Source organism: Echinicola vietnamensis DSM 17526, assembly GCF_000325705.1.
Classification (GTDB): domain Bacteria; phylum Bacteroidota; class Bacteroidia; order Cytophagales; family Cyclobacteriaceae; genus Echinicola; species Echinicola vietnamensis.
Genome location: NC_019904.1, coordinates 564,403 through 583,495 on the forward strand (window position 1 = coordinate 564,403; position 19,093 = coordinate 583,495).

Genomic DNA, 19,093 nt, shown 5'->3' on the forward strand with positions numbered 1-19,093 from the left:
GATATGGAAAACACCAAAAACGTATTGATCATAGAAGACGAGATACTGATTGCCGAAGACCTGGCCTTCCTATTGGAAGACATGGGATACCGGCACATAGGCATTGCCAACAACAGTGAAAAGGCCCTTGAACTTTTTTGTAACCATCAGGTGGACCTGGTCCTGTGTGACATCAATATCAACGGGGATAAAGATGGCATCGAAACCGTCCAAGTCCTCCTTCAATATAAAAAAACGCCCATCATTTACATTTCTGCTTTTTCTGACCAAAAAACAGTCCAGCGGGCAATTGCCACTTCCCCTTCCTCCTTTCTCACCAAACCCTATAACGAGCGGAGCGTTCAAATCGCCATTGACCTGGCCGTTGCCAATTTCAGCAAAAACAGCCTCCAACTGGAAGAAAATGAAACCTACCAAAAGCTTACCCAGCGGGAACGGGAAATCATCGCGCTGATCGCTGAAGGAAAAACCAGCTCGGAAATTGCCGATCGACTTTACATCAGCCCTACCACTGCAGCCAAACACCGCAATAACATCTTGGCCAAAACCGGCTGTAACAATACTTCAGAGGTAATCAAGCTGCTCTATTCATGACCTACTATTTCAAGGACCACATACTTGATCTTTTTTCTTTTCCACGTATAGCTGATATGTACTTTCCCATCGGTGGTCTGGATGATGGCCGGATAGCTGAATTCACCTGATGGCTCATGTTCCAAGGTCATCACATCATTCCAGCTCACCCCATCAGTAGAAACCGCCAGTCTCAGCTCGTTACGCCCATCGGACCAGTCCTTCCCGCTCACTTCCGGATTATAGACCAATAAAAACCGCCCATCAGCCAAAGTCACGGCATCCGTCCCGCTATTGGGGTTTAACACTTCTGTGGCCGACAACTGTCCCCAGCTACGTCCCTGATCTTCCGACCAAGCAGTGATGATGCGGTTTTGCTGGCTACGGCAGAGCACCTGTAACCGTCCGTCCGCGTGCTGCAATATACTGGGCTGGATCACATCATATTCCCCTTCATGATCGATGGCCACTTTTTTCCAGGTTTTTCCATGGTCCTCAGTGATCTCTACGTGCGCCCGCCAGCCATCCTCGTCCTCCACGCTGGATGGAGCCAGTACCGCTCCATTCCGGAGGGTTATCGGCTTGTTTTTGATAGGACCTAGGATACCTTCCGGTAATTTCTGGGCAGAAGACCAGGTTTTCCCCTCGTCTACGCTGACCTTGTACATTCCCCACCACTCCTGAGGAGAAGGACCTTCTTTATAAAACAGCACCAATGAATCAGGCGTCATGTTAAAAAGAACAGGGTTCCAAGTGGGATAGCTCAGGGTGTCGTTTACTTGTCCATCGGCGACTTTTTGTGGTTGGCTCCATCCAGTTCCGGTCTTTCGAGCAATCCAAATGCCCACGTTGGGATGGCGCTCGTATTCTCCACCAAACCAAGCGGCCATGATGCTGCCGTCTTTCAGGCCTACCAATGTAGAAGCGTGGCACTCCCGGAATGGGGCATTGTCAAAAACAAACTCTTCCGTAATCACCTTTACCTGATCTTGTCCAAAAGACGGAAGAACCAAGATCAAAAACATTCCGAACACAACAGCTAGTCGTGGTATTCGGAATGTTGTTTCAATTAGCTTTAATGTCATGGTAACAAAGAAAACAAACTTTCCCATAAAACACCACTCGCTTACCTATCTAACCTGAACTAGATTTGTTTTAGTATTAAAAACGTCATTGCGAACCCTTTATAGGAGGATGTGGGTAGGAAAAGGGGGGGGGAAGCCGCGACGAGCTGCCACGGCTTCCACACCCTCCCATCTCCCCTAAACCTACCGATGGCGGTTTTATCATCAAACTGAGGTTTTAGCGCAAGAACTATTATCCTGATTCTCGATGCTTTTGTTCTCGATACTTGATACCAGCGACTTGTACGCTATTACTGCAGCCGGACCATGGCTTTAATCACCTTGTTGGCAGGGTCCAGCCAAGAGGCGAAATCAGCTTTCACCTGGTCAAAGGCCACCTCATGGGTGATATAAGAGGCTGCTTTCACCTTTTGCTCCTTCAGGGCTTTCAGCACCGTGTCAAAATCCTCACGAGTGGCATTTCGGCTGCTCATGAGCGTGGACTCCCGCTTGTGAAATTCCGGATGGTTAAATTCAATCGGGCCTTTTTGAAGCCCTACCAGCACATACCTTCCGCCATGCGCCATCAGCCCAAAACCATGGTGAATGGCCACTGAACTGCCCGTGGCATCAATGACGGATTCAGCAAAACTTCCACCGGTAATGTCCGCTATGGCTGCTTTGAAATCCCCCTTTGCATTGACGGTATATTCCACGCCCAAGGTCTCTCGACAAAAGGCTAAACGATCCTCATTGATGTCCATGGCGATGACCTTGCCTCCTGCGATGCGGGCAAATTCCATCACTCCCAGTCCTATCGGGCCAGCGCCCATCACCACCACAAATTCTCCCGGTTGCACCCCTGCTCTTCTCACCCCGTGTGCACCGATCGCCAAGGGCTCGGCAAGGGCTAACTGCTCTAAACTCAGGCCTTCCTGCTTGACCAAAGATGAGGAAGGCACCGAGATGAATTCTTTCATCCCTCCATCCTCATGCACGCCGAATACGCTGATGGTAGCACAGCAATTGGGCTTTCCAGCCTTGCAAGCCACACATTCACCGCAGTTAAAATACGGGATGATGGTCACCAGGTCGCCCGGAACAAAGCCCTCCGCTCCATCTACCTCCACCAGTTCACCGGATAGCTCATGTCCTAACACGCGCGGATAGTTAAAAAAGGGCTGTGTCCCCTCGTAAGCATGAAGGTCCGTGCCACAAATCCCAATACGCTTGATCTTTATAATTGCCCTTCCTGGGCTCAGCGTAGGTTTTTCGCCTTCACTATATTCAAAATTACCAGGTTCTGTACAGGTTAATATTTTCATGAGTTGTGTTGGAAAATTAGATAGTTGGAAAATTAAGGTAGCTGGTGAAGCCTCATGGCAGACACAAAACGTTTGCACCTGCCTTTGTTTGACCTGTCCCTAGCCGTGACCAAGCCAAGAGTATACCCAAAGGTCATTAAATCCTTATGAACAGCCATCCTGCTCTTTCAGGCTTATGGGGATTGACAATGTTTAAATTGATTAGACTATCAAAAACATCAGTCCACAAAAGACAACACGCCACATTAAACCATTTGGGAAAAACATGCTGTGCTCTTCCCAAATGGCCTTGCCCAACGTCTACTTTATTCACCTGCTGCCATGGCAGGAATTTCTTTTTTGTGCTTGTAATGGAAAAGTCCATAGGCCACGACCACCAAGTAACACGCCGCCGGCACGAAAAACGAAAGGTGGATACTGTCCAAGCTATCCGACACCAGCCCTTGGATAAACGGGAAAATCGCACCGCCCAATATCGCCATGATCAAGCCCGATCCGCCTAATTTAGTATCATCGCCAAGCCCTTCGGCTGCCAGACCATAAATGGTCGGAAACATAAGCGACATACAGCCAGAAATACAAACCAAGGCAATTGAGCCCACCATACCATGGCCAAAGATCACCACCATCGTCAGTCCAATGGCCCCAATCGCCGAAATGGCCATCAGCAGACTAGGCCGCACAAACTTCATCAATGCCGTAAACAAAAACCGGCTTACCGTAAAGAGTACGATCGCTGCCAGGTAGTAATTGGAGGCATCACTTTCATTCATGTCCAGCTCCATCATCACATAACGAATCGTATAAGACCATATTCCGATCTGTGCTCCTACATAGAAAAACTGGGCCAAGACACCAAAAACGTAATTTTTATTGCCCAAAAGGCGCTTAAGGCCGTTGCCCAAGGAATCTTGGAGTCCTCCTTCCGAGGCAGTGGGCATTTTGGTAAATTTGATCAGCACCCACATGACCACCAAGAACAGGGCCACTCCGACATAGGTCCCCATCACAGCGTCCAATTCTTCTTGTCGTACCTGCTGAAGCTGTTCGGCCGTCATGCGGCTTCGCTCATCTGCCTCGGCCACATTCAGCTTGGACAGGATAAAGAACTTACTCAGCACCACACCGATGATCGACCCTACCGGGTTGAAGGATTGGGCGAGGTTTAGCCGTCTGGTAGCGGAGGCTTCTGGCCCCATCACCATGATGTATGGATTGGCAGATGTCTCCAAAATGGACAGTCCTCCGGCAAGCACATACAGGGCAAAGAGGAAAAAGCCATAGGACATCGTGATGCTGGCTGGGTAAAACAACAATCCCCCTACTGCAAACAGCCCCAAGCCGAGCAACACCCCGGATTTATAAGTATATTTCTTGATGTAAATGGCTGCCGGCAAAGCCAAACAGAAATAAGCCCCGTAAAAGGCCAGCTGGATAAAGCTGGTCTGTGTATCGGTCATGCTGAGGATTTTCTTGAAAGCTGCCAACAAAGTATCTGTCATGTTGTTGGCCAGTCCCCAAAGCAAGAAGAGGCTGGTAAGGAGTATAAATGGCCAAAGGGTAGCTTTTGATACCAAGGCCGATTTAGATGGATTATTCATGGATTGGTTATTTGGTTCTTCGTAATGTTGTTTTTGGGTAACGGGGATAATTTACGTTGCTTCTATCAAAGCAAAACCATTTTGACATGGTAATTTCCTAACGTCCCCATCACAGCGGGCTATGCGCATGCAGCAATCCCCGTTCGTGCATTTCTGCCCAAAATTCTGCGGGCAAACGCTCCTCCGTGGCAGCAACGTTCCTTTTTACCTTTTCGGGCTCCGACGTACTCAAGGCGACACTGGCCACCCCTGGAGCGGCCAATCCGAATTGCACACACGCATGGGCAGGTGTTACCCCAAACGCCTTGCAAACGGCAAAGAACGTTGACCTCCACTCAAAGCGGGCCTTGTTTTCAGGGGTATCGGGCTTGATCAGTTGGTAATCATAATATTCTCCACCCACTAAAAAACCGGATTGGAAAACGGCTGAATTTAAAATACCCACCCCATCATCACTCAATTGCTGCATAAAAGCCAACAGCTCCTTGGGGTGGGAAATGATGGTCATGCTGTTCGCAAACATCACCCAGTCCAACTTGATGTGTTCATAGATACGGGGAATGATTTTCCAATCTTTTGCCCCGACGCCGATCCCTTTGACCAGGCCTTTTCGCTTCAGGTCTTCCAAGGCACGGTAAGCCTCCAGCACATCTTCAAACAGCGCCTCTTCCTCTGCGGGATTGGCAGCTTTGGCCAAGTATTCATCCGGATCATGCACGGATGCCAATTGGGTGGAATAGCCTTGCAGCAATTCATTGCCTTCTTCAAAACACTCCAAGATACCGTCATAACTGATTTTCTGGACGGCATCGTGCTTGAGGTCCCGCCAAACCCCTTTCTCAAATTGGGGTTCCTTACCGACAAGGGGGCTTCTTACCCAGCCCAGCTTGTTGCTAACGACCACTTCGTCTTTGGGCACATTGAGGGCATTCAACGCATTGCCTAAGGATTCCAGTGCCAAGCCGGCACCGTATTTTCCTGCAGAATCGAAGAAGGTCTGGGGTTGGGTGTAGTGAATGCTCTCTTTGACGAGTGCTTCTTTTACTTTGGGATCAAGCGCTGTGAACAGGTTGCCCAGCGCGCTGGTACCAAAAACAATTGGTGGGACTTTGATCCCAGTGTTACCTAAAGGTCTCAACTTCATATTTATTCCTTTGTCATTTTGGGAAAAACATCCCAAGATAGGGATAAAAACAAACTAAAAAAGCCCTTTTTACACAAGTCTAAACACATTTCAACCTGCAAAGCTTTGCGAAAACCTTTGCAGGTTGAAATTAATTTACTTTTTTTATCAGATGAAGAAAAAAAGAGTTACCCTAAAGGACATCGCCAGTGAGCTGGGCATATCCATTTCCACGGTCAGCAGGGCCCTAAAGGATCATCCTGACATCGACAAAGGCCTCACCAAAAAAATCAAGGCCTTGGCCCAACGCTGGAACTATATTCCCAACCCATTGGCCATGGGACTGCTCCGTCAGCAGACCCGGGTAATCGGTGTCATCGTCCCTGATTTGGTGACTTACTTTTTCTCCTCCATCATCTCCGGAATAGAGGACGAACTCCAACAAGCCGGATATTACATCGTCATATCTTCATCAAAAGAGTCGCTTGAAAAGGAAATCGAATGCGTCCATAATTTGCTAAACTTAAGAATCGATGGCCTGATTGTTTGCTTGGCCCAAAACAGCCATCAAACCGACCACTTTAAAAAAGTCCTTGACCATGATGTACCCTTGGTGTTCTTTGACCGGGTGTGCCTGGAAAAGGAAGTATCCACCGTGGTGGTGGACAATGTCTCCATGGCCAAGGACATTACCACTCATTTCTACGAAAATGGAGCACGCAGGATTGCCCATATCACCGGACCAAAGCACTTGAATATCGTGCAAGAAAGGGCTGAAGGCTACCTCAAAGGCTTGCAGGAAGTAGGTTTGCCATTTGAAAAAAAATATCTGGCCCATACCGATCTATCGCATCAATCCACTGAAAAAGCGATCAAAAAGCTCCTTCAACTTCCCCAGCGTCCCGACGCCATCCTTGGCGTCAACGACACCGTCATTTTCGCCACCATGAAAGCCATTAAGGCCGCTGGCCTTAAGATCCCCCATGACATCTTGCTGGCCGGCTTTTCAGATGAATTTCATGCCACCGTGGTGGAGCCCAACCTCACCTCAGTCGCCCACCCCACCCATGAAATCGGCCGCAATGCTGCGAAGTTGATCTTAGAGCAAATAAAGGAGGAAAAGGCCATCCAAAAAAAGATCGTGCTGAACACCGCCCTGTACATCAGGGCATCCTCTTCGCGGTCGAAAAAATAAGCTACATGGTCTTTGCGCTTTTTTTAGTACCTTTGTTCACCAAGTGACATCCGGCAGAGTGCAACCGGCCGGAAATGCTAAATGTAATGACCATCCATACCCGGAGATTTTGTTGATAAATGCTGCAGAACTTATCTTTTGCACCTGTATCTCGCACTCGATCGTTAACCTACCCGGCGATATTCTTTATCAAAACAACATGAAATTTAAAGACCTGAGGATCATTCCTCCAATATTAAAAGCCTTAGAAGACAAGGGTTATGATGAGCCCACTTCTATCCAAGCGCAAGCTATCCCCCACATTCTCGAAGGCAGAGATGTCTTAGGCTGTGCCCAGACCGGCACGGGAAAAACGGCTGCATTTGCCATTCCAATCATCCAACATATCCATGAGGCTCCCTATGCCAATGAACCTTGGGCCAAGATTCGATCCCTGATCGTTACCCCTACCCGGGAATTGGCCATTCAGATCGGGGAAAACATCGACGAGTATGCCAAAAACACCAATGTCAGCCATACGGTGATTTTTGGTGGCGTCAAGCAAGGTGCCCAAGTGGCCCAACTTAAAAAAGGGGTACACATCTTGGTGGCCACACCGGGGCGATTGCTGGACCTGATCGACCAGGGCCATATCAGCCTTAAGGCCATCGACCTGTTTGTGCTGGATGAGGCAGACCGCATGTTGGACATGGGCTTTATCAATGACATCAAAAAGCTCCTTAAGATCCTACCGAAAAAACGGCAGTCGCTTTTCTTTTCGGCCACCATGCCGGACAATATCCTGCAACTTTCCAAGGAGATCCTGGACAATCCCCAAAAAGTAGAGGTCACCCCGGTATCTTCAACCGCTGAGACCATTCAGCAGTACATCTACTACACCAATAAGAGCAGTAAAAAGTCCCTTTTGATCCATATTCTGGAAAAAGAGGGCATGGATCAGGTGCTGCTGTTTTCCCGCACCAAACACGGGGCGGACAGGATCGTTCGTGACCTCAAGAAAAAACACATCAAAGCCGCAGCCATCCACGGGGACAAAGCCCAAAACCAACGTCAACGGGTACTTAGCGATTTTAAGGACAACAAATTGCGGGTATTGGTCGCAACGGATATTGCTGCCCGAGGCATTGATATTGACAAATTAAAATATGTCATCAACTTTGACATTCCGGACACCCCTGAAACCTATATCCACCGGATTGGCCGGTCGGGAAGGGCTGGAGAAGAAGGAACCGCCATTTCCCTTTGTGAGCCAGAGGAAAATGCAGATGTCAAGGCCATCGAAAAACTGGCCAATAAAAACATCACGGTCATCAGCGACCATCCCTTTCCCCAAACGGACAAGCCTATGACGGCTCAGGAGAAAAAGGAATTTAACAAGGAAAAACAACGGCGCAAACAGGAGTTTTTTGCTAACCGCAAAAAGAACCGAGGAGGCGCTGGCAGAAGGTAATCCATAAGCAATGGGTGGGCTCAGCAAGTTTCCAGCCGCACTTTCATTGCACTTTTCACCTGGCAGTTATCAATGATAAGATGACTGTCAGGTGTTTTTTTTATTTCCCAATATGAAACAAACACGTTTCACGGATTCCGGCACCATCTTGACACCTGCTTTTTCATTTTTCAATAATTTTTAGTAAATTTTACTAGACAATTCCGGAGGACAACTTCCTCCAGCCACTATTTTTCTACCATTTCACCAATCATGGTAGCATTCCGGCCCTCCGTAAGAGGATGATTCACACACGCGCTAATTTTTCACCCATAGTTTACCACACATGTCAGTTATCGAAACCCAAACACCTCCCAAGGAAGCACAAAAAAGTGTATCCTTTGGCAACCCCACTCCCAAGAAATCCGACCGGACAACCACCATCCATATGCTTATTGGCTTAGGGCTGATCGTAGTCCTCATTGCAGGAGCCTGGTTGCTTTCAAAGTACATCATTGAAGCGATAGAAGGGAATAACCTCACCACTCTTTTCAAAATTCTGGGATTTATTTTATTGATGATTCCAGGAGGGCTGTTCTATATCCAACTGGCTCGGTCAGGCAAAAGGAACAAAGAAGAACTCCAAACCTTGCAGCTGGAACGCCGGGCAATCGAAGGGGAAATCAAAGGCAAAAACCACATCGACGTATTCGATTCTATCCGACTCAGCCTCAACAAGCTGGAAGAATACTACACCATAAACACCAATCAAGCCCGTCATAGTTTCACCTTTAGCCTGCTCGCGATCATTCTCGGGCTTGCCGTGTTGATCGCAGGGATCATGTTTTTTTACGTGGGCAATGACAACATCACCCTTGCGGCGATCAGCTCAATATCGGGAATTATCGTCCAGTTTATTGGCGGTGCGTACTTCGTGATGTACAAGAAAAGTCTCTCCCAGCTCAACCGATTTTACGAGCAGCTGATTATCAAGCAGAATACGATGCTGGCCATCAACCTGAGTGAATCCATTAAAGACGAACAAAAGGCCATTGACATGAAAGAGAAAATCATCGTCTTCTTACTGCAAAAAGAAATACATGAAGAAGAGGCCAGTTCCTCCCTCAAAACTTCCCCGATCAAACCAGAAATGTAAGCCCGTGGCATATTACCGCCATATCCCTTACGGATTTTATGTAAAAAATCAGTATTTTGGATAAAGCATCGACAAACAATATGGAACAAGGCCACCTCCAAACCATCTTAAGCTCACTCAGGGAATCATGGCAAAATTTTCTTGAAAGCGTCCCCAGTATTATCCTTGGGATCCTTGTCATTACCATCGGCTATATCATAGCCAGGCGGATTGGAGAAATCACCCGATCTAAGATCAGAAACCGGTCCAGTGATCCCCTCATGAGCCGGTTTCTGGGGAACACCGTAAAAATCTGCTTTTTCCTTCTGACCATTATCTACGCCATGAACATCGCCGGACTGGGGGAAATCACGACCTTCTTACTCAGTTCAATAGGTGCTTCTGCCATCATCATTGGTTTTGCGTTTAAGGACATTGGGGAGAACTTTATCAGTGGCATCATCTTGGCCTTTAACCGTCCCTTTAATGTCAATGACACCGTAGAAGTAGGAGACCTGTTTGGCAAGATCAAATCCTTGGAGTTTCGCTACACCAAGCTCAAGACTTTTGATGGCAAGGATGTCTATATCCCCAACAGTGATGTCCTGAAAAAACCGGTGATAAACTATACCGAAGATGGTTTTTTCCGCTGGGACTTTATTGTAGGCATTGCCTATGAGGACAATATCGAGCAGGCCAAAAAAGTAATCTTGGAGACCGTAAACAGTCATCCGTCCATTATCCAAGATGCGGTCCACGAAAACTATGTTGCCGAGGATCAGCTGGCCACCAGCACGGTAAACCTGAAAGTATTCTTCTGGGTGGACACCTATGAATTTCGGCGGGAAGCAGTCATGGTCAAAGGAGAGGTCATCAAGCAAGTCAAAGAAGCCTTGGAGGCCAATGGCTTCTCCATGCCAAGTGATATAGTGGAGCTGAAACTCTACAGCAGCCAAAAGGACCTTCCAGTGAAATTGCAATCGCCGAATGGCCAATGAGAAACCACCATCATCCGTGTTGTCAAGTCACCGCTTGGACAAAAAGAAAAGCATTATGAACAACCTTTTTAAGGGGCTACCATTAGGAAAATTTGAAAAATACATTGGGGAATTTGTTTATGGTGGCATTGATGGCTGTGTCACCACTTTTGCGGTAGTCGCGGGATCTGTGGGAGCCGGGCTGGATGCATCGATCATTATCATTTTGGGCTTTGCCAATTTATTGGCCGATGGCTTCTCCATGTCCATAGGAGCCTACTTATCTGCAAAATCCGAAAAGGACAATTATTACAAACATCGGAATCGTGAGTATTGGGAAATCAAGCATCTTCCTCACGAGGAAGAAGAGGAAATCAGGACCATTTATCGGGCCAAGGGATTTGAAGGCACCTTATTGGAGCAGGTAGTGCAAACCATCATCAGTGATCGGGATCGTTGGGTAGACGTGATGATGAAAGAGGAACTGGAAATGATCAAGGACAAGAAGAAGCCCCTGCTCATCGGTCTCTTCACCTACCTCTCTTTCATATCCATTGGCTTAATTCCACTCATGACCTATGTCTGGGACTATTTTTATCCGATTAGTGGCAATATCTTCCTGACCACTTCTATACTCACGGGATTGGGGTTTATCATCATTGGGATCTTAAAGACGTACGTCACGGAAACCAAAATATGGAAAGGCGCCCTGGAAACCCTGCTGCTGGGTGCTTTCGCAGCGGTAGTAGCCTATTATGTGGGTGATGTATTGGAGCAATTGCTGACATCTTAAGGCATAAAAAAAGCCCTCAAAGCGTCCTTTGCTATTGACAAAGAACCCCAAGAGGGCCACGGTTGTTAGTGGTAAAATCTTATTGATCTGCTAAAACCGGAGATGTTTGCCCTTCCACGAAGGCGCCAAACTCAGCGTATTTAGCATATAAAGCCTTATAAACCTCCACATTTTCCGGGATTGGCTCATAGACTTTGTCAAATCCATTCGTCATTGCGGCTATGGCCGCTTCTGTGGTCGGATGAATGCCCGCTGCAACGGATGCATACATTGCCGCCCCCAAAGCAGGTGCTTGGTCAGAAGTGGCAATTTTGATCGGCATGTTCAACACATCCGCCATGGTCTGCATGACCAATTTGGACTTCTTCGCAACCCCCCCCATACCAATCACGGTATCGATGGCTACGCCTTCTTCCCTGAAGCGGTCCACTATCTTTTTGGACCCAAAACAAATGGACTCCACCAAGGCCTTGAACACCCTTGCGGCATCGGTGCCCATGTTGAGTCCCATCACCGCTCCTTTCAGCGCTTGATTGGCGTCAGGAGTTCTTCGTCCGTTTACCCAATCGAGGGCTACCGGCGCAGTTTCTGACAGTGGGATTTGGATCGCCTCCTCTGACAGTTTGATCAGCAACTGGCTGTCGATTTCGTGGATCAGGGCTTCTTTCTTTTCTTCATCCAGCACATTGCTGGCTCGGATAAGTGCTGCAGTCGGCTTGACCACCAGGTGCTTAAACCAGGCCAATACATCACCAAAACCAGACTGGCCTGCTTCCAAGCCTACTGTCCCTGGAATGACAGAGCCATCCACTTGACCACAAATTCCCTTTACCAAATTGTCTCCGATCGCCTCATGTGTCGCCACCATGATGTCGCAGGTGGATGTCCCCATTACCTTTACCAAGGTGTTTTCAGTAACCTCTCCCCCTACTGCTCCGGCATGGGCATCAAAAGTTCCTACGGCGATAACCGTATCCGTACTGAGCCCTAATTTTTTGGCCCATTCGGCACTTAAATTGCCGGCTGGCAAATCAGAGGTAAAGGTTTCGGTATACAACCTGTCTCTCAAATCAGCCAATCTTGGATCCAGCTTAGAAAGGAATTCCTTCGGGGGTAGACCGTCCCAACTCTCATGCCACAGCGCCTTATGGCCTGCTGCACATCTGCTCCGCTTGACGTCCAGCGGGTTGTCTGCTCCGATCAATTCAGCGGTAATCACGTCACAATGTTCCATCCAGGAATACGCCGCTTGAGCGACAGCATCATCTTCACGGATCACGTGTAAGATTTTTGCCCAAAACCACTCTGAAGAATAGATGCCACCTTCATATTTGGTATAATCTTCTCCTCCCCAAGTTCTGGCCAACTCATTGATCTCATCGGCTTCTTTGATTGCCGTATGGTCCTTCCAGAGCACCATCATGGCATTTGGGTTTTCGGCAAATTCGGGAGACAGGGCCAAGGGCTTGCCTTGCTGGTCCACCGCCATAGGGGAAGAACCCGTCGTATCGACACAGATTCCCTTGATCTGATCAGCAGGAACCCCAGACTCCTTGATCACTTCCCGGATGGTCTCCTCCAGTCCTTCCAAATGATCCAATGGATGTTGCCTAAATTGATTGTTTACGGGATCACAGTACTTACCCGCTTTCCATCTGGGGTACCAAAAGACATGGCTGCCTTTTACCTCTCCATTGCCCGTATTGACGATTACAGCCCTGACAGAGTCAGAACCGTAATCTAAGCCGATGACAAATTTGTCGTTCATTTTCTAGTTGTTGATTGTTCGTTAATTTTTGCCGAGTTGAGTAGTATTGAGGCAGGTCACAAAGGACAATCTGCTGCTTTGGTCAATGTCTCAATACACATAGCTCACTCCTCACCACTACAAAACTACCTTACTTTACGCGCAGTACTATCACGGACTTTGCTGGTACTTTTACATTTAGCACCTCTTTGTTCCACTTGAAATCATCAAACGCCTCGATGCTTACCACATCATTTTCCTCAAAGGAATTGTGGCTGTTTAGCGCAGGAGCCGTAAGGTACCTTCCTGAAACCTCATTTGCTTCTGTACCGTGTAGGAATACCTCCAAGTCGATGGCCATATCCGGATCCACGTTCGCAATACTGATATTGACGGTTCCATCTTCAGAAAGAGATGACGATACGTTCAGGGCATCCATTTCCACATCTCCCGCCTTTACCTTCTCAGAGGTCAAGTAAGACGGCAGCAATGTCGCGTCCATGTGCGGTTTGTAAAGGTCAAACACGTGGTATGTAGGCGTCAAAAGCATTTTATCCTCCTCGGTCAGGATCAATGCCTGAAGCACATTTACCGTCTGCGCCAAGTTGGCCATGTGCACACGGTCGGCGTGTTGGTTAAAGATGTTTAACGTAATGGCCGCCACAAAAGCATCCCTCAAGGTGTTTTGCTGGTACAAGAAACCTGGGTTGGTATTTGGCTCCACGTCATACCATGTTCCCCACTCGTCCACGATAAGCTTCACCCTTTTGTTGGGATCGTACTTGTCCATTCTGGTTTCATGGTTGGTCAGCAATTGGTCCATAAAGGCCGCTTTCTGTAAAGTGGTCAAGTATTCCTCTTTGTCAAAGTCTGTGGAAGATCCCTTGTTGCCCCAGCTGCCTGGAATGGTATAATAGTGCAGTGACATCGCATCCATCATGTGAAGCGGTATCTTCTGCATCAACACTTCTGTCCAATTGTAATCGGTAGAATTGGCACCACCGGCAATTTTATACAGTTTTGCTCCAGGATAATCCCTTGCAAACGTAGCATACCTTCTGTATTCGTTGGCATAGTATTCTGGAGTCATGTTTCCTCCACAGCCCCAGCTTTCGTTTCCTACGCCCCAGTATTTGATCTGCCATGGCTCCTCTCTGCCGTTTTTCTTACGCAGATCGGCCATAGGACTTACGCCATCAAAGTTGATATACTCTACCCACTTGGACATTTCCTCTACTGAACCACTGCCCACATTGCCTGTAATATAAGGTTCTGTACCCAGCATCTCTACGAATCCAAAAAATTCGTGTGTGCCAAAGGAATTGTCTTCCGTCACGCCACCCCAGTGAGTGTTGATCATCTTTGGACGTTCGCTTCTGGGACCAATTCCATCTGTCCAGTGGTATTCATCAGCAAAACAACCACCTGGCCATCGGAGGTTTGGAATATCCAAGGCTTTCAAGGCTTCAAAAACATCAGTCCTGTAGCCATTGATATTTTCAATTTCTGAATCAGGGCCTACCCAGATCCCGCCATATATACAGCGTCCAAGGTGTTCGCTAAAATGCCCATAAATATGTCGGCTAATTTGGGTCTTCCCCTGGTCTGCATTGATGACCAGTTTGTTTTGGGCCATGGCCGTAACTCCGGACAGCATTGCTATTGCCATCATCAGGCCACCAAGTAAGGTCTTTTTCATCATTTTAATTAGGTTTATTCGTTATTAAGTGTCTAAATTACATTTTTTATTTCAATTGGAAAAGCACAAAACCCGTATTTGGCAACAAATCTATGTTACCAACCCCATTACCAGCCACTTCCACAACATCAAAACTAGCTTTATCACCTGAATCCTTGATGAGCAGCCACTTATTATCGCCTTTCGCAAAGGACAGATCCAGCGGGATCGACTTGTTTTCATCGGCCCCATTGATGCCACCGACATACCATCTTCCGTCCCCTTTTCTGGCCAATACGGCAAATTCACCCGGAAAACCCGCTACAAACTTGGTATCTGACCATGTCTTTGGTAGGTCCTGAAGGTACTGGATGATTTCCTGTGGCTGTTTGGCGGTTCCCGCTGGCGATTCGGCTAAGTGCTGGACACCAGATTCATATACTACTGTCAATGCCAGTTCAAAGGCCTTGCTGGTCCTTCTGTCGATATTTGGAATTTCGTCCAAGGACATCGGCGTAAAATCCATCGGGTCAAACACATTTCGCGTAAAGGGCAATACCGCACAATGTGCCGGCACCCGATCTGCAAATGCCTGCTCAAACGTGATCATTTCAAAGCCTTTTACAGACTCCATGGTCATCAAGTGAGGGTAAGTCCGTTGCCAGCCTCTTGGTAAGGTGGTGCCGTGAAAATTCACCATCAGCCCCACTTCAGCAGCATCTTTCAATATAGCATGGTAATACCCAATCATGGATTGCCCGTCACCGCCAAAAAAGTCGATTTTCACACCGGCCACTCCCATTTCTTTGATCCGCATAAACTCGTTCATCCTGTCCTCGTCTGCCACCAGCATGTTTCGGGGGTGATATGGAGTCGTGTTCCAGCTCCCTGCGGAGTTGTACCAAAGGTGCACGTTCACGCCCTTTTCAGCCGCATAGGCCACGAGTTCAGCTATCTTGTCATAGCCGATGGTCGTATCCCAATTGACATCGATCAAGCAATGTTCGTAATCCATCTTGGCAGCAAAGTCAATATGGGCCTTCTGGATATCATAGGTAATGGATTCGTCTTTTCCCAGTGCCCAGCTCCAAGCCGCTTGGCCTGGCGCAACAAAATCAGCCGACATGTCAATTTGGGGTTTGGCCATGTCTGTGCCCAGTGTGGACTCCACGACCGTACCCAAATCACCAACAGCCAAAATTCTCCATGGAGACTTCCATGGCAAGCTGCTGGTCGGCTTGGCAGGACCTCCCGGGAACGCTTCTTCATCACTTGGAAAGGCCACCGCATATTCCCCTCCCGGAGACTCCGCATCCAACCTCGTGGCACAATAATCGTCGCCCAAGCCAGCTTCCGAAACCAGCACCCAGGTATCATTGCTCAGAAAAAGTGCCGGATAGACCCAGCCCGAAGGAATGGGAGAAGCTGTCCCTACGGAAACCCCCATTTGATACTCCTCTTCATAGGAAGGATTGCTGCTTTCCCACCCCGTATTTACCTCGGCGATGGGCTGCATCCATGCTTTGGCGGTTTCGGGAAAGTTAAACGTCGTTTTTTCCTCCTCAATCGTATATACTGCATCGCCTTCCCCGTCAAACTCGTATTGGAAAGCCAAGCCATCATTGGACAACCTGAAAATGATGGTTAGCTTTTCACCTTCTGCATTGGAGAACTGGTATTGCTTTTCATTTCCCTGATAGGTGACTTCTTTCTTTTTGCCGTGCAAAAGGGTGTATTGATCACTCACTGCCGCCACTGCCGTCACTTCCTCCAAGGTCAGCCCTTCAAATAAATCTGCTTGGTCCATCACCACACCAAGCTGGGACCACTCTAGGACTTCCTTTTCATTGCGATTAAGGTGGTAACGAACCTTTCCTTCCTCCACCTTCACATCAAGCATCAACTGCCCATCAGGGGAAGACAAGGTCATGTCTTCTTGGGACTGTGAACAGGCCCAGCAGCCTATAAGCAAGAAAATGGTTAGGGTTATTTTTGTCATTTGTTATGGTTTTTGGGTTTAACGCCTTTAATTAAAATTTCTTTAACATTCTCGGTAAAGGGGATTATCAATCTGGCAAGCGACCAGTTTCCTGCTATTTTACTTCATCAAGCGCACGTCATAAATCCGCTCTGTAGATTGGCCTTCTTTTGCCCTGAATTCGACCACTAACTTCTCCTCATCCTGCAGGGCTTCAGGCAGGACATAATCCACCTCCTGGCTGACCCCTTCCTGATCCTTCAAGACAACTTCCTGAAACAATGCGCCATTGATTAAAATTTCGAAAGGATTTCCTTCCACACGGGCAGGGAAGACCAATCTTAACTTTTTACCTTCTCCATTTGGATTCTTCAGCTCATAGCTGAACCAATCGCTGGTACTTCGCCAAAAATATCCGTCCGTATTCCCGGACAGCGTATGCTGCCCCTTGAAGAAGTGGTCCGACTCTGGCTGCTGTTCGCCCGTGGCCACCTGGTCTACCGTAGCCCTTTCCAAGGCCAGCATCACTTCATCTTTTGCTCCAATGGCCTTTCTTCTGGCGGCCACTTGGTCTGGCTTGCTCACAGGCCAGTAAATCTGATAGCGTGCATCATGTACCTGATAGAAGGGTCTTAGCGTGAAGCTGTTTTCCCTAGCATCTACGGCTGCCAACTCAAATTGCAAAGGATGGGACGAGGGCACCGCAAGATCCGCTGGCCGCGTACCTTCTGCGAGTAAAACAGGCGTTTCGGAAAGCGGGATCATCCTCCCTGATGCCACATGGCCCATTCTACTGTCATCCGCAAATAACCCGGGCATATCATCGCTCCCCTCCATAGCGGCCAACACGATCGGCCCATAGACAAATGCTCCCCAGTCCGACCCATCCGGCAGCTGCTCCCACTGCATCTCCATGGGCAGCTTTACCTCCAGCCGATCACCATCTTTCCATTTACGGTTGATGGTGATGTATGAGGAAGGTGATGCGTTCACCTCGAAGGGACGACCATTCACCGAAACCTGTAGGGCGCCTTCTGCCACCCAAGAGGGATAGCGCAACTTAACGGGCATTTTACGTGCCTTATCCATCTCAAAAGTAAATACACTCTGCGGCTCCTCGGGGAAATTGTTCGTCTGGGTAAGCACCATTCCCTTTTCTTCCCAATTCAATTCCGATGGAATAAACAAGTTAATGTACAATTCCTCCTCGGAATGGGCATAGATAAATTCTCCATATTTCGCGTGATTTTCCAGGCCGGAACCTACGCAGCACCAAAAACCCTGCTGTGGCTGGGAATATACCCGATAATGCTCGGGACGCATGGGCGTAAAATAAACAAAACCGCCTTTCTCCGGATGCTGGCTGGAAAGGATATGGTTATACAATCCTCTTTCGAAAAAGTCCACATATTCCGCTTGGGGATTAGACATAAAGAGCTGCTCGCTTAGGCGGAGCATGTTGTAGGTATTGCAGGTTTCGGGACCTTGATTGGAGGAGACCATTGGGGAAAAATCATCTTCAGGGTGAAAATGCTCCCTTACACTGTTTCCGCCAATGGCCACGGTCCTGTTTTCCACAACGGTATGCCAGAAGAAATCTGCAGCCTCTTGCCATTCTGCTAAATCCCCCTCTTGGGCGACCCGCTGAAATCCGATCACCTTGGGAATTTGGGTATTGGCATGCATTCCGGTAAGCTTATCTTCTTGCTCCTCCAGCGGTTCAAGTAACCATTCATGGGACATTTTCTTGGCCAATTCCAAATATTTAGCCTCACCCGTGATCGCTGCGACATCTGCAAACACTTCATTCAACCCGCCATGCTCACTGACGAGCATTTGCTGGAACTGCTCATCGGTAAGCCCCTTGGTCAACTCGTAAAACCAATCGGTCAAATCCAACAATACTTCCTTTGCCTGGGCATTCCCACCGATCAGGTATGCATCGCGAAGGCCTGCATAGATTTTATGGATATTATAAAGCGGTACCCATTTTTGGTTTAGGGAAAAGCCACCGGCATCGATTTCGCCCTGACCAATTTCTTCCCACATGGCCATACCGCCAGGAATTCCACCGACGTATCCATTTCCATTTTTGGCTTGGGCCATTGCCAACTGCTCCACCATATAATCCATCCTTCGCTTCATTTCTGCATCACCTGTACTGGCATACATCATGGCCAAGGCAGAGAGGTAATGACCGCCAATGTGTCCATCCAAGCCCGTATTCTCCCAATTCGGGTATCGATCAGCAGCCCAGTCTACCCCCGCTTCCAACATGTATGGTGCCAATAGTCGGTCAACTTCCATGGCCTTCATATAGGTCATGTCCACTTGCTGGGCATTTAAAAATGGACTTGGAGACAATCTTACTTGATCAAGTCTAAAAAGGGCTACTTCTGGTGTTTGGGCCATGGCTGCTTGGACTCCCAAAAGTAACCATAAACCGAAAATGATCTTTTTCATGTGTTTTTCCAT

At 48.0% G+C, this 19,093-nt stretch carries 14 protein-coding genes; 6 read left to right on the forward strand and 8 right to left on the reverse strand.

The features are described from left to right. Window positions 1-3: 3 nt before the first annotated feature. Entirely contained in the window at window positions 4-594 is a 591-nt protein-coding gene (locus ECHVI_RS02450) for a response regulator transcription factor (protein WP_015264356.1), read from the forward strand. Here ECHVI_RS02450 and ECHVI_RS02455 read toward each other — a convergent pair. The 4 genes from ECHVI_RS02455 to ECHVI_RS02470 all read right to left on the reverse strand — a co-directional run bounded on the left by ECHVI_RS02455 (window position 585) and on the right by ECHVI_RS02470 (window position 5,707). Beyond that, on the reverse strand, window positions 585-1,598 hold the full coding sequence (locus tag ECHVI_RS02455; RefSeq protein ID WP_041738270.1) for a sialidase family protein: 1,014 nt from the start codon (window positions 1,596-1,598) through the stop codon (window positions 585-587). The two genes, ECHVI_RS02450 and ECHVI_RS02455, sit on opposite strands and share 10 nt — an antisense overlap. A 350-nt stretch (window positions 1,599-1,948) precedes the next feature. After that, window positions 1,949-2,962, reverse strand: a complete 1,014-nt coding sequence (locus ECHVI_RS02460) for a zinc-binding alcohol dehydrogenase family protein (protein ID WP_015264358.1) — start codon at window positions 2,960-2,962, stop codon at window positions 1,949-1,951. 305 nt (window positions 2,963-3,267) lie between these two features. After that, window positions 3,268-4,563 carry an L-fucose:H+ symporter permease gene (gene fucP, locus ECHVI_RS02465; protein ID WP_015264359.1) on the reverse strand — a complete coding sequence of 432 codons (1,296 nt, stop codon included), beginning with the start codon at window positions 4,561-4,563 and terminating at the stop codon, window positions 3,268-3,270. A 109-nt stretch (window positions 4,564-4,672) separates the two neighbouring features. Further along, window positions 4,673-5,707: an aldo/keto reductase gene (locus ECHVI_RS02470; RefSeq protein WP_015264360.1), complete on the reverse strand. Its 1,035-nt coding sequence runs from the start codon at window positions 5,705-5,707 to the stop codon at window positions 4,673-4,675. Between the two features lie 151 nt (window positions 5,708-5,858). Here ECHVI_RS02470 and ECHVI_RS02475 point away from each other — a divergent pair, with 151 nt between their 5' ends. The 5 genes from ECHVI_RS02475 to ECHVI_RS02495 all read left to right on the forward strand — a co-directional run bounded on the left by ECHVI_RS02475 (window position 5,859) and on the right by ECHVI_RS02495 (window position 11,215). Further along, on the forward strand, window positions 5,859-6,881 hold the full coding sequence (locus ECHVI_RS02475; RefSeq protein ID WP_015264361.1) for a LacI family DNA-binding transcriptional regulator: 1,023 nt from the start codon (window positions 5,859-5,861) through the stop codon (window positions 6,879-6,881). A 199-nt stretch (window positions 6,882-7,080) separates the two neighbouring features. Then, entirely contained in the window at window positions 7,081-8,331 is a 1,251-nt protein-coding gene (locus ECHVI_RS02480) for a DEAD/DEAH box helicase (protein WP_015264362.1), read from the forward strand. A 325-nt stretch (window positions 8,332-8,656) separates the two neighbouring features. After that, on the forward strand, window positions 8,657-9,466 hold the full coding sequence (locus ECHVI_RS22875) for a TRADD-N-associated membrane domain-containing protein (RefSeq protein ID WP_015264363.1): 810 nt from the start codon (window positions 8,657-8,659) through the stop codon (window positions 9,464-9,466). Between the two features lie 56 nt (window positions 9,467-9,522). Continuing rightward, window positions 9,523-10,443: a mechanosensitive ion channel family protein gene (locus ECHVI_RS02490; protein ID WP_245553413.1), complete on the forward strand. Its 921-nt coding sequence runs from the start codon at window positions 9,523-9,525 to the stop codon at window positions 10,441-10,443. A 55-nt stretch (window positions 10,444-10,498) separates the two neighbouring features. Then, window positions 10,499-11,215 carry a VIT1/CCC1 transporter family protein gene (locus tag ECHVI_RS02495; protein ID WP_015264365.1) on the forward strand — a complete coding sequence of 239 codons (717 nt, stop codon included), beginning with the start codon at window positions 10,499-10,501 and terminating at the stop codon, window positions 11,213-11,215. Between the two features lie 79 nt (window positions 11,216-11,294). On the opposite strand, the gene ECHVI_RS02500 is transcribed toward ECHVI_RS02495, so the two are convergent. The 4 genes from ECHVI_RS02500 to ECHVI_RS02515 form a co-directional block, all read right to left on the reverse strand. Continuing rightward, window positions 11,295-12,983, reverse strand: a complete 1,689-nt coding sequence (locus tag ECHVI_RS02500; protein ID WP_015264366.1) for a ribulokinase — start codon at window positions 12,981-12,983, stop codon at window positions 11,295-11,297. 130 nt (window positions 12,984-13,113) lie between these two features. Further along, complete coding sequence (locus ECHVI_RS02505; RefSeq protein WP_041739319.1) at window positions 13,114-14,661, reverse strand: alpha-N-arabinofuranosidase; 1,548 nt, start codon at window positions 14,659-14,661, stop codon at window positions 13,114-13,116. A 46-nt stretch (window positions 14,662-14,707) separates the two neighbouring features. Continuing rightward, complete coding sequence (locus ECHVI_RS02510) at window positions 14,708-16,639, reverse strand: glycoside hydrolase family 97 protein (RefSeq protein ID WP_015264368.1); 1,932 nt, start codon at window positions 16,637-16,639, stop codon at window positions 14,708-14,710. 99 nt (window positions 16,640-16,738) lie between these two features. Further along, complete coding sequence (locus tag ECHVI_RS02515; protein WP_245553414.1) at window positions 16,739-19,081, reverse strand: glycoside hydrolase family 127 protein; 2,343 nt, start codon at window positions 19,079-19,081, stop codon at window positions 16,739-16,741. Between the last annotated feature and the right edge of the window lie 12 nt (window positions 19,082-19,093).

Bases quoted from the DNA above. Each gene is read 5' to 3' on its own strand.
- ECHVI_RS02510 (WP_015264368.1), bottom strand. From the start codon at position 16,639: ATGACAAAAATAACCCTAACCATTTTCTTGCTTATAGGCTGCTGGGCC.
- ECHVI_RS02515 (WP_245553414.1), bottom strand. From the start codon at position 19,081: ATGAAAAAGATCATTTTCGGTTTATGGTTACTTTTGGGAGTCCAAGCA.
- ECHVI_RS02475 (WP_015264361.1), top strand. From the start codon at position 5,859: ATGAAGAAAAAAAGAGTTACCCTAAAGGACATCGCCAGTGAGCTGGGC.
- ECHVI_RS02455 (WP_041738270.1), bottom strand. From the start codon at position 1,598: ATGTTTTTGATCTTGGTTCTTCCGTCTTTTGGACAAGATCAGGTAAAG.
- ECHVI_RS02450 (WP_015264356.1), top strand. From the start codon at position 4: ATGGAAAACACCAAAAACGTATTGATCATAGAAGACGAGATACTGATT.
- fucP (WP_015264359.1), bottom strand. From the start codon at position 4,563: ATGAATAATCCATCTAAATCGGCCTTGGTATCAAAAGCTACCCTTTGG.
- ECHVI_RS02460 (WP_015264358.1), bottom strand. From the start codon at position 2,962: ATGAAAATATTAACCTGTACAGAACCTGGTAATTTTGAATATAGTGAA.
- ECHVI_RS02470 (WP_015264360.1), bottom strand. From the start codon at position 5,707: ATGAAGTTGAGACCTTTAGGTAACACTGGGATCAAAGTCCCACCAATT.
- ECHVI_RS02480 (WP_015264362.1), top strand. From the start codon at position 7,081: ATGAAATTTAAAGACCTGAGGATCATTCCTCCAATATTAAAAGCCTTA.
- ECHVI_RS02495 (WP_015264365.1), top strand. From the start codon at position 10,499: ATGAACAACCTTTTTAAGGGGCTACCATTAGGAAAATTTGAAAAATAC.
- ECHVI_RS02505 (WP_041739319.1), bottom strand. From the start codon at position 14,661: ATGAAAAAGACCTTACTTGGTGGCCTGATGATGGCAATAGCAATGCTG.
- ECHVI_RS22875 (WP_015264363.1), top strand. From the start codon at position 8,657: ATGTCAGTTATCGAAACCCAAACACCTCCCAAGGAAGCACAAAAAAGT.
- ECHVI_RS02500 (WP_015264366.1), bottom strand. From the start codon at position 12,983: ATGAACGACAAATTTGTCATCGGCTTAGATTACGGTTCTGACTCTGTC.